General features: G+C 38.2%; 6 protein-coding genes. All 6 read left to right on the plus strand.

All coding sequences use genetic code 11. The features are described from left to right. The first annotated feature begins 149 nt into the window (after positions 1-149). The 6 genes from P2086_RS16875 to P2086_RS16900 all read left to right on the plus strand — a co-directional run bounded on the left by P2086_RS16875 (position 150) and on the right by P2086_RS16900 (position 12,739). On the plus strand, positions 150-314 hold the full coding sequence (locus P2086_RS16875) for a hypothetical protein (protein WP_317897932.1): 165 nt from the start codon (positions 150-152) through the stop codon (positions 312-314). A gap of 5 nt (positions 315-319) precedes the next feature. Then, positions 320-6,097: a T9SS type A sorting domain-containing protein gene (locus tag P2086_RS16880; protein ID WP_317897933.1), complete on the plus strand. Its 5,778-nt coding sequence runs from the start codon at positions 320-322 to the stop codon at positions 6,095-6,097. 88 nt (positions 6,098-6,185) lie between these two features. Next, the gene (locus tag P2086_RS16885; protein ID WP_317897934.1) at positions 6,186-9,293 is read left to right on the plus strand and encodes a SpoIIE family protein phosphatase; all 3,108 of its coding nucleotides are present in this window, start codon (positions 6,186-6,188) and stop codon (positions 9,291-9,293) included. Between the two features lie 218 nt (positions 9,294-9,511). Further along, on the plus strand, positions 9,512-10,177 hold the full coding sequence (locus P2086_RS16890) for an ABC transporter ATP-binding protein (RefSeq protein ID WP_317897935.1): 666 nt from the start codon (positions 9,512-9,514) through the stop codon (positions 10,175-10,177). A gap of 78 nt (positions 10,178-10,255) precedes the next feature. After that, the gene (locus P2086_RS16895; RefSeq protein ID WP_317897936.1) at positions 10,256-11,485 is read left to right on the plus strand and encodes an ABC transporter permease; all 1,230 of its coding nucleotides are present in this window, start codon (positions 10,256-10,258) and stop codon (positions 11,483-11,485) included. Continuing rightward, entirely contained in the window at positions 11,486-12,739 is a 1,254-nt protein-coding gene (locus P2086_RS16900) for an ABC transporter permease (protein ID WP_317897937.1), read from the plus strand. The last annotated feature ends 110 nt before the right edge of the window (positions 12,740-12,849 follow it).

Below are 12,849 nucleotides of genomic sequence, written 5' to 3' on the forward strand. Positions count from 1 at the left end.
TGAATAAAAATTGCAGCAAAATGCTGCAATTTTTATTCTAAATTTATGTGCCTTAAATTATAAAAATTGATTCCTATTATGGCACTTATCAAAATTGTACAAAAATAAAATAACCGCACTCATAAACAACACACATCAACAAAACAACAATGAAAAATAAAATTATCCTCATCGCGGTTTTCTTCTGCAGCATCGCTAATCTAAACGCCGTTTTACCCGGAAATCCAAGTAAAACAAAGGCAACTAAAAGCAAAAAAGCAAAAAACAATTTACAAGGCTTCGATCATTTATTGCAAAATCCAATAAAAAAATAATTTAAATGAAAACAATTTATTCAAACATTATCCTTTTTATTTTATCACTGACGCAATTAAACGCCCAGAACTTTGCCTGGGTTAAAGAGTTTGGGGGTTCGGTTGCAACATCTTCTTGCAAAAAAACACTCATTGATGCCTCAGGTAATATTTATACAACAGGATCTTTTGCCGGTGCGGTTGATTTTGATCCAGGTCCAGGAACATTCACGCTATATTCTGCAACTGGTGATGGTTTTGTAAGCAAATTAGATGCGTCTGGGAATTTTGTTTGGGCGAAGGCTATGGGTGGGTTTAATACAAGTATTGCTGTTGATGTTTCTGGCAATGTATACACAACGGGTATTTATACTGGCACTGTTGACCTTGATCCTGGAATTGGCACATTCACAGTAAATTCAGTCGGATTATATGATTTTTTTATAAGGAAATTAGATGTGTCTGGAAATTTTGTTTGGGGGAAAAGTATTGGAGGATCATCAAATGATGAAGGGAATAGCGTAGCGGTTGATAATTCAGGAAACGTTTATACCACGGGGTATTTTAGAGATGTTGTTGACTTTGACCCAGGTGCTGGCACATTCACGCTCAACTCTATTGGTGGAACTGATGATGTTTTCATAAGTAAATTAGATGCTTCTGGGAATTTTGTTTGGGTTAAATCTATGGGGAGTGGATTTGGTGATGTTGCAAATTCCATCAGTATAGATGGCTCGGGGAATATATATACTACAGGGTATTACGGAGGTACTGCCGACTTTGACCCAGGCGTAGGAACGTATGTACTTAGCCCTTCGTCTGGAGGTGATATTTTTGTCAGTAAATTAAACGCTGCAGGTAATTTTGTTTGGGCTAAATCCATGGGGGGTGCTGGTGGCGATAGGGCTTATGAAATAACTTTGGATGCCTCTGGGAACGTTTACACCACTGGATATTATGGCTATGGTGCCGATTTTGACCCAGGCCCGGGAACATTCACTCTTGGCGGGGGTAGTTGTATTTTTGTAAGCAAATTAGATGTCACTGGAAATTTTGTTTGGGCTAAATCTTTGGGGGGCACCTTAGGTGATATAGGATACTCCATTTCAACAGACGCTTCCGGCAATGTTTACACCACTGGATTCTTTTCCGGCGTTAGTGACTTCGATCCCGGTGCAGGAACTTTCACTCTCGCTTCAGTCGGAGGAAACTCAAATAGTGATATTTTCGTAAGCAAATTAAGTGCGGCGGGTAATTTTGTTTGGGCTCAAGCGATGGGCGGTACAGGGGTTGATTATGGTAATTCAATTGCTTTAGACCCCGTTGGCAATGTATATACCTCAGGAGATTATGCGAGTTATGACATTGACTTTGATCCCGGCGTAGGTACATACACACTAAGTTATGGAGGAAATACAAAAGGTTATATTCATAAAATGTCTTGCGTTCAACCAACAATTACGGTAAATAGCGGCTTAGTTTGTTCGGGGAAAATATTCACAATAGCACCAAGCGGTGCAAGCACTTATACAGTATCGGGAAATAACTTCACCGTAAACCCAGTTTCACAAACCGCTTATTCGGTAACGGGTACAAGTACAACGGGTTGCGTGAGCAGTAATACCGCGGTTTCCACTGTTTCAATAAACGCTTTACCTGCTGTCAATATTATCACGAGCACCACGATGGTTTGTTCTGCTAATTCAGTAACGCTTACAGCCGGTGGAGCATTATCCTACACCTGGAGTAACGCTTTAGGAAACAATACGGTCGTGACTGTATCTTCCTCTAGTAATTACACGAGAACAGTTGCAGGAATTGCAGCAAATGGTTGTACGAATTCGGCCTCACAAACTATTTCAGTAATACCTTCGCCCACAGTTACCATCGTTCCCAGTAGCACTGCGATTTGTTCTGCCGATAATGTTACACTTACAGCTAGCGGAGCTTCAACATATACCTGGAGTAATGCATTAGGAAACAGCGCCGTAGTATCAACCGGACCAAATGCGAATTTTACGCGCTCTGTTACTGGCACAGCTGTAAATGGCTGTACCGAGCAGGCTGTACAAACAATATCTGTAAATACATCTCCTGTGTTAACCATAACACCCAGCAGCGCCTCAATCTGTTCAGGCCAATCAGTTACTCTCACTGCAAGCGGCGCGAACTCGTATGTGTGGACGGGCGGACCTTCAACGGCTGCAAGTATAGTCACTCCAACTGCAACAACCGTTTATACAGTAACGGGAACCAATACAACGGGAGGTTGCACTGATGTTGCTACTCAGGTCATAACGGTTAATGCTACACCCAACGTAAGCATTGCATTTACAAGCAGTGTGATTTGTTCAGGGAAAACTACAACCCTCACCGCGAGTGGTGCTAATACTTATGTCTGGACAAGCGGATCTACTACGTCTATTAGTGCAGTGAGTCCATCTGCTACAACTATTTATACCGTAACCGGAACTACAACAGCGTCAGGATGCACAGATACTGCTGTACAAAGCATTGTAGTGAATGCTAACCCGACAGTAAACATTGCTTTTACCAGCAGTGTGATTTGTTCTGGTAAAACTACAACACTCACAGCTAGCGGCGCCAACACCTATATATGGACAAGTGGACCTTCCACTGCGGCAAATCCTGTGAGTCCAACTTCATCGTTTAATTACACGGTCACTGGAACCAACACAGCTGGCAGTTGCACAAGTACCGCCACGCAAAGCGTTTTAGTGAATGCATCGCCAACGGTCAATATTGCTTTCACAAGCAGCACAATTTGTTCAGGCAATACCACCACACTCACAGCCAGCGGTGCTAATTCATATATATGGACGAGCGGACCTTCTGCACCTGCAAATGCGGTGAATCCTACTTCCACAACAATTTATACTGTTACTGGAACCAACACAGTTGGTAGTTGTACAAATACAGCTACACAAAACATTGTAGTGAATGCTACACCAACCCTTAACATTGCTTATACGAGCAGTGTGATTTGCTCAGGCAAAACAACAACACTTACGGCCAGTGGCGCCAATACTTACGCTTGGGCAAGCGGACCTTCTGCGGCCGCAAATTCTGTGAATCCAAATGCAAATACAACTTATACCGTAACTGGAACCAACACAGCGGGCAGTTGCACAAGCACAGCCACTCAAAGTGTTGTAGTAAATGCATCTCCAACACTTAACATTGCTTTTACCAGTAGCGTAATTTGTTCAAGTAAAACAACTACACTTACTGCAAGTGGTGCCAATTCTTATGTATGGACAAGTGGACCTTCTACAGCTTCAAGCGCGGTGAATCCAAACGCTACAACCATTTATACTGTAACAGGAACAAACACCATTGGTAGCTGTACAAATACAGCAACACAAAGTGTTTTAGTAAATCCTACACCTACGCTTAACATTGCGTATACAAGCAGTGTGATTTGTTTAGGGAATACAAGCACACTTACTGCAAGTGGTGCTAATACGTTTGTTTGGGTGAATGGACCTTCTACAGCTGTGAGTGCTGTGAATCCAACCGCAACAACAATATACACTGTTACCGGAACTAACACAGCAGGTAGTTGTACAAATACCGCCACACAGAGTATTATAGTAAATAGCTTGCCAATAATTACCATAGTACCGAGCAGCACAGCGGTTTGTTCAGCTAATTCAGCTACACTCACTGCGGGAGGTGCTGCAACATATACCTGGAGTAATGCTTTAGGAACCAATACAAGTGTTACAGTATCTTCAGCCAGCAACTATACGCGAACCGTAATAGGATCAGCCGCAAACGGTTGTACCAATTCTGCTTCACAAAGCATGGTGGTTAATGCTACTCCGACCATAAACATTGGAGCAACTAGCACCGTTATTTGTTCGGGCACTAGCGCAACACTCACAGCGAGTGGCGCAAATACCTTCTCTTGGTCAAACGCGATTACTTCATCAACAAATGTGGTGAGTCCAATCGTTACAACGGTTTATAACATTTCAGGAACTACCACCGCATCGGGTTGTACCAATACTGCATTACAAACTATTTCAGTAAATGCTACACCAGTTTTAACAGTTACTCCTGTGTCATCCACAATTTGTTCTGGAGACGCAAGTAATCTTTTAGCCAGTGGAGCAACAAATTATACCTGGACGAATGGTCCTTTAACGGCAGGGTTTGCAGCTAATCCAACCACTACAAGCGTTTATACCGTAACAGGTGAAACAGCGGGTTGTGAAGGACTTGCTTCGCTTACGGTTAACGTGAATCAAAATCCAACACTAACGGTTAATAGCGGTACGGTTTGTACTGGAAATAGTTTTACTATTAGTGCAAGTGGTGCAAATTCTTACTCTTGGAGCAATGGTGCAAGTAGTTCAAGTATTAACGTTTCCCCGCCAACAAATACCGTATACATAGTAATAGGTACGGGTATTAATAATTGTACGAGTACTGCCACTTCAACACTCGTTGTAGCAAACAATCTTGTTGTAAACATTGTTCCAAGTAGCACAGCAGTTTGTGCAGGAGCCTCTGTGACTTTAACAGCAAACGGAGGAAATACATTCTTATGGAGCAATTCAACTACAAGTTCAAGTATTGTATTGAATCCAACGACTGCAAGTACGTATTCTGTTATTGGTTCGTCAGGGCCTTCGTGCAGTAATACTGCTTCTCAATTAATTTCGATTAACCCTTCCCCTACTCTTACAATTAGCGGTATTAATTTTATTTGTTCGGGTGTTACTAGTATATTAACTGCTGGTGGCGCAAATTCTTATACCTGGAATACAGGAGCTAATACTACTACAATCAGTGTTACACCCACTGTAACTTCTACTTACACTGTTAGTGGAAGCAATTCTTTTAATTGTACCAACACTGCTATTTATCAAGTCCAAACAACACCAGTTGTAACTCCTACAATTTGTTTAGTGACTGTGGACAGCGCCAGTATTAATAATGAAATTTATTGGGATAAATCATCTTATCCTGAAGCAGATACATTTATTGTTTATAGAGAATCAAGTGCTGCGTTTTACTCTGTGATTGCACGCCTATTAAAAAATGCCCTTGGAAGTTATGCAGACACTAACCGCAGTATAGGACCAAACAACGGTAATCCAAATTACTCTTCTTATAAATACAAAATTCAGTTCAGAGACACTTGTGGGAATTTAAGTCCGATGAGTGATTACCACAAAACCATTTTTATTCAAGATAATCTAACTGGTAACTTTACCTGGAATTATTATAATATTGGAGGAGTTGATCAACAGAGTGTAAATTATGTATTATACAGACGCAATGTATTATCAGGGGTTACAACCAGTGTTGGTGGAACTTCTGGTACAGCCTTCACTGATCCACAATACAGCGCTCTGGCAACAGCCGGCAATGTAAAATGGTTTACTGGCATGAGTGGCTTTGCTTGCGATCCGAATGCCAGGCTTTCAGGCACTACCGCTCAAACAATCAGCACGACAAAAAGCAATGTGAGCAATGAAAAACAATTTCCTGTTGTAACCATTGGTTTAAATGAAAACAGCGCTAAAGTCGCTCTACTAAGCATTTATCCAAACCCAGTTCAAAGTGAATTAACGCTTGACTTTGGTAAAACGGAAGTGAAGTTGAATCTTGAATTGATAGATGTTACGGGACGATTGATTGGTAAGGACCAAATAAATGGTAATAAATTTTATTTAAGTACCGACCATATTAAAAATGGAATTTATTTTATAACATTGTATGAGAATAACAAACTTATAAACACACAAAAAATCATTGTCCAGCATCAATAAAAATAGCTTTTCGTGTACGGCTTCTTGTACAATCTTCCTGTTTTTATTTCTCATTACAAAGGTTTACTCCCAAAGGGGTGAACCTTTTGTGCAAAACTACCTCCCAAAAACTTACGAAGCTGCTGCAACTAATTTCGGTGTCACACAGAATAATGATGGACTTATTTTTGTAGCCAACGTTAACGGTATCCTTATATTTGACGGTATAACCTGGGACAGATGTTATACAAAGAATCAAGCGGCGATCACATCCATCGCCAAAACATCAAAAGGTGAAATAGCAGTAGGCACAATTGATGGAGACATTGGCTTTGTTTCTAAAAACAAAACTGGTACGTTTAAATACCATTCGCTTTTAGACTCAATACCAGAAAATAAACGCCCGCATGAAATTATTCGACAAATTGTAACGATTGGAAAAAGCACCTATTTTCTTTCTTCTGACAAACTGATTGAATACACCGCCGGTAACATAAAATTATTTGAGCCAAAGGAAAGTTTCCATGCCCGATTGCTTGTAATGGGAAAGCATTTGTTCGTCTCTGAAATAAACAAACACTTTTCAGTTTTAATAAATGGAAAATTGGTGCCCATAGAAAACACAGAGAATTTGTCCAGCGAAAAATTCTTTTATTGTTATCCGCTTTCAGCTTCCAATTACGCAGTTGGATTCAGAAACATTGGCACATATATAGCTCTTTACGATTCTTTATCTCCAACTACAACACGATTCGAAAAAAAGGAAAGTCCTTGTGATAAAGAACTTTTAATGGCTAACGCTAATAATGGGTGTTTGTTAAGTAATGGAAACTACATTGTTACCACAAATCTAAAAGGCGCTTTTGAAATTAATAAAGATTTGCAAATCATTTACCGTTATAATTCTAGTAACGGGATTTACGACGATAATATTAAATCGGCTTTTGAGGACGTGAACGGTAATTTATGGTTGAGTTTATATTACGGCGTTTCGTTTGTAGAAATAAATTCAAATTTGTTTAAATACTCCCGCAGCAACGGTATAACGGGTGTTGTTCAGTCAGCGGCCTATTACAAAGATGAATTGTTTATTGCAACTGACAAAGGAGTTCAAGTATACAATCGGGAACAAGAAAAGTTTGTGAGTTTTCGCGATTTCAATAAACAAACCTGGTTTCTTTATCCTCACAAAAACAAATTATTTATTGCCAGTGATAAAGGGTTATTTATTTACGATAATAAAACCATATCCAAATTAAGCGAAAACAAAACACTTTGCCTTCTGAGTGATCCTTATCAGCCAGACATGCTTTATGCTGGAACTGACCAAGGATTAGAAATATATTGGATAAAAAATAATCAGGTTACGCTGGTAACCACTTATCAACTAAATAGAGAAATTAGCAGTCTCGCGTACGATTCACGCAACAATATCTATTTTACAAGCAGCAGTCAAGATGTTTTTTTCTTAAATAGCAGGAAATCGTTTGAACTCGATTCTATTAAAGACAAGTCTGAATTGGTGAGTGGGAATGTTGAATATTTTGTTTTTTCTTATAAAGGAAGATTATTGTTAGGCGCATACGGTGGAATTTATTCTCTAAGAGCAACACATAATGGAGACTACAAATTTATTCGCGACCCAGTATACTGGCCTCTTACTAAAAATTCTCAAATCTTTAGAGCCTCTCAATTTGGAAATAATTTAATTTGTTATCAAAAATATAGAGATCGTACAAAAAATAAAGCGGTTGAAAAAATAACGCTTATGGAGCGAACTGCTGACTCTAAGAAAATAAGAACCATAAAAATTAATCATCTTGGTGATTTAACTCCAAATTTAATTACATACGACAGTCTAACAAAAGCTGTTTTTATCTGCAGCAACGAAGGTTTGTATATTCTCACAGATGGGCATGGAAGCGAGCTGAAAAAATTCAATTTGTTTTTAAGGAGGCTACAAAGTAAAACTGATACAATTATTGAAAATTCATCCACCTTATCAGATAAGATTCAAATTACCTATGAACAAAATGACATTAGCGCTCTAATAGGATTTACAAGTTATGAAACCAGTAGCGCAGAATTCTGTTATAAGCTTGAAGGCAAAGACGAAAGTTTTAGTAAATGGACGAAAGAAAGTAAACTTACATTCAGTAATCTTCGTGAAAAAGATTATGTTTTAAAAATTAAAGCAAGAACCGAATTAGAGGATATAGAATACACACTAGATATTCCCTTTAGAATACTACCCCCGTGGTACCGTTCCTTATTTGCGTATGTTGTTTACATTATTTTATTTATTAGTTTTATTTATTACGTAGTAAAATTGAATAGTAAGCGTCTTATAGCGCTTAATAAAAAACTAGAACAAACTATTGAAGAGAGAACCAGTACTATTTCTGCACAAAAAGAAGAACTCGAACACAAACAAACAGAAATCTTAGATAGCATTAACTATGCGCAAAGGATTCAAAGAGCTTTATTAGCAAGCGATAAAATTTTAAAAGAAAATTTGCCCGATTATTTTGTTTTCTTTCAGCCCAAAGATGTAGTAAGTGGCGACTTTTATTGGGCATCCCTTTTATCTAATAATCTTTTTGCGCTTGTAACGGCAGATAGCACAGGACATGGCGTACCAGGTGCCATTATGAGCATGCTTAATATTTCCTGTTTAAAAGAATCGGTAGAAGCTGAAAAATTAACCACGCCCAATAATATTTTAAACCATACCCGTAGAAAAGTCATTGAAACACTTGCCAATGATGGCAGTGCAGAAGGCGGAAAAGATGGCATGGATTGTAGTTTGGTTGCTTTTGATTTTAATAATAACCAGATACAAATTGCAGCGGCAAATAATCCTGTTTGGATAATACGCAATGTCTCTTCGAGTAGCGAAGCGTATCGAGAAGTAATTGAAATAAAACCAGACAAAATGCCGGTTGGCAAACACGACAAGGATCAAGAATCGTTTAGTTTAAAAACAGTGGATATTTTAAAAGGCGATCTTATTTACACCTTAACCGACGGTTTCCCCGATCAGTTTGGTGGAGACAATGGGAAAAAATTTATGAGTAAAAAATTAAAAGAACTTTTGCTCTCCATCTCACATTTAAGCATGCTTGAACAAAAGAATAGTTTGACTAATATTTTCGATAAGTGGAAAGGCGATTTGGAGCAGGTGGACGATGTTTGTTTAATTGGAATAAAAGTGTGAAACAAACGGAGGAGTTTATCCTGAGCTTGCCGAAGGAACGTTTGTTTAATTGGGATAAAAGTGTGAAGCGACTCAACAAACTTTCCCTCTCTGTGCAACTCCTTTACTCTGTTAACTCTGTGTTAAAGATAGCACCAAAAACGTGATTTTACACCTAAGGCATAATTTAAACGATGAAAGGTAAAGTACCTTTATCGAATTATTTTTAAATTTAAAGTGTGATCCAACTATCCCAGATCAGGAAATCCTATCAGCTTGCAGATGCTTCCTTTCCTGTATTGAAAGGCATTGACCTACACATAAAAGAAGGCGAATTCGTATCCATTATGGGTTCTTCGGGTTCAGGAAAATCAACGCTTCTAAATATATTAGGCATCCTTGATAATTACGATTCAGGTAATTACAAACTTAATAATACCTTAATAAAAGACCTTTCTCAAAAAAAATCCGCACAGTTACGCAACCAGTTTTTGGGATTTGTGTTTCAATCTTTCAATTTATTATCCTTTAAAAACGCCATGGAGAATGTTGCGCTGCCTTTGTATTATCAAAAGGTATCCCGCAAAGAAAGAAACAGAAGAGCTTTAGAATACCTTGATAAAATGGGTTTGCGAGAATGGGCAAATCATTTACCTAGTGAGTTAAGTGGTGGCCAAAAGCAAAGAGTTGCCATCGCACGTGCCCTAATTGCTGATCCTAAAGTTATTTTTGCAGATGAACCAACAGGAGCGCTCGATTCACAAACATCGATTGAAGTGATGGATATTTTTAAAGACATTAACAAACAAGGCAAAACCATTGTAATTGTGACACATGAAAATGACATAGCTGCAATGACGCATAGAACGATTAGGCTGAAGGATGGACTGATACTTGATAATTGACAATTTTTTGGATTGACAATTTACAATTGGCGTTTTTCAATCGTAAATTTCAAAATTGTAAATCGTAAATAATAAAAGATGTTCGACATAGACAAATGGCAAGAAATATTTGGTACAATTAAAAAGAACATGCTTCGTACCATACTAACTGCATTTAGTGTGGCTTGGGGGATTTTTATTCTAATCGTATTATTGGCTGCTGGTCAGGGATTAAGAAACGGCGCACAATCGCAATTTGGAAACGATGCCGCGAATAGCATATGGATAAATGGTGGTCAAACCTCAATACCCTTTGAAGGTTACAAACCAGGAAAACAAATTCAACTTACAAACAACGATTTTTATTACATAAAGAATGACGTAAATGATGTTGACAACACCTCAGCTGTTTACAAAGGCTGGGAAAGTAAAGTGTTATCCTATAAAAAAGAACATGTTGCTTTTACATTCCGACCAGTGGCTCCTGATCATAACAAACTAGAAAGAGCTAAATTAATAGCTGGGCGTTTTATAAATGAAATTGATTTTAAAGAATTTAGAAAAGTATGTGCGATTGGCTTACCTGTTAAAGAAGCTTTGTTTAAAGACGAAGATCCTTTAAATAAGTTTATTGATGCGGCAGGTACACAATACAAAGTGGTTGGTGTATTCAACGATCCTGGAAGGGGCGATAACGATCGAATTTATGTCCCACTATTAACAGCCCAGCGCATCAACGGTGGTAAGGATTATGTAAATACCATTTGGGCAAGTACCGGGAATGCCAGCATTGAAAGGAGTCAGCAAATGTCAGAAGAAATACGCCAACATCTTTCAAAAAAATATCATTTCGATCCTAAAGACCTTAACGCTGTTGGCATCTACAATAACAACATAGAGTACAAGCGTATTATGGGAATGCTGGATGGCATAAAAATTTTTGTATTTATTATTGGTGTACTTACTCTAATTGCCGGTGTTGTGGGCGTTAGTAACATCATGATGATCATTGTGAAAGAACGCACCAGAGAAATTGGTGTGCGAAAAGCGCTTGGTGCAACACCCTACTCTATTGTTTCACTTATTATTCAAGAGTCTATTTTTATAACCTTTGTTGCAGGTTACGTTGGTTTGATGTTGGGAATTGGATTAGTAGAGTTAATGCGCTATTTGAAAGTAGAAGGTGATTTTTTTAAAAATCCCGAAGTAGACATTAGTATTGCAATTTCGGCTGTTATACTGATCATTATTGCAGGAGCATTGGCAGGGTTGTTTCCTGCCATTAAGGCTGCGCGAGTAGAACCTATTCATGCATTAAGAGAAGATTAAATGATTTTCGAAAAAGATAGCTGGCAAGAAATTTTTGCAACCATTCGTAAAAATAAATTACGAACGGCTCTTACTATGCTTGGTGTTTTTTGGGGCATTTTTATGCTGGTGATTATGCTTGGGTCGGGTAACGGCCTAAGGAACGGCATTCTCAAAGGATTTGGAGGAACCGCCACCAATAGTTTTTTTTGTTGGGCGCAACAAACCAGCAAAGCTTATAAAGGTTATAAACCAGGCAGACGTTATAATTTTAATACATCTGATGTAGAAGCACTAAAAAAACTTCCGGAGCTCGACATTGTTCATCCCATGATTCAACTCGGCGGACATGATGAAGCAAACAATGTTATTCGGGGATTAAAAACAGTTGCTTGTGAAATACTAGCAAATTACCCTAACTACTCGCACATAAACGAAATTAAATTAGAAAAAGGTCGTTTTGTAAACGATATAGATATTGAAGAAAAAAGGAAAATTTGCGTGATCGGTCAACGGGTTGCAGAAGTACTTTTTAAAAAAGACGAAAACATTATTGGTGAATACATTCGAATTAACGGCGTCTATTTTAAAATAGTCGGATTAACCCTCTCTACAGGAAGTGGGAACGAAGCGCGTGAGCAAGCACAACGTATTTTTATACCTTTCACCACTTTTTCAAACGCATTTAACTATGGAGACATGGTAGGTTGGTTTGCTGTAAAAGTGAAGACTGGCATTTCTGCAGAGGACGCTGAAAAAAAAGTTATTTCCATTTTAAAAGAACGGCATAAAGTTGCTCCCGAAGATTTAAAAGCTATAGGCCATTGGAACATGTCGGTAGAGTTCAATAAACTAAATGGTTTGTTCACTGGCATTCGATTACTCATTTGGTTTGTAGGCGCTGGCACCCTATTAGCAGGCGTTATTGGCATTAGTAACATTATGCTGATTGTTGTGAAAGAACGCACAAAAGAAATTGGAGTTAAGCGCGCACTTGGAGCTGTTCCTATGCAAATTATCGGACAAGTTTTATTAGAATCCATTTTCTTAACTGCTATTTCTGGGTATTTTGGTTTAATATCCGGTATTGGGTTGTTAGAGTTATTAGACTCCGCTATCGGAAATTCTTCAGATACTTTCTTAAATCCAACAGTTGATCTTTCAGTGGCTTTAACAGCGTTAACCATATTAATCATCAGTGGTGCTTTTGCAGGTTTAATACCCGCCAACAAGGCCGTATCTATTAAACCTGTAGAAGCATTAAGAAGTGAATAGTGATTTTAAAACTAAAAATAAATGAAATCATAATTAATACTAATACAAATGACGATAAAGAACATGTTCTTTATCTTTAACCAACAAATTTTCAAATCATAAACTGAATT

It is taken from the genome of Aurantibacillus circumpalustris, from assembly GCF_029625215.1.
Classification (GTDB): domain Bacteria; phylum Bacteroidota; class Bacteroidia; order B-17B0; family Aurantibacillaceae; genus Aurantibacillus; species Aurantibacillus circumpalustris.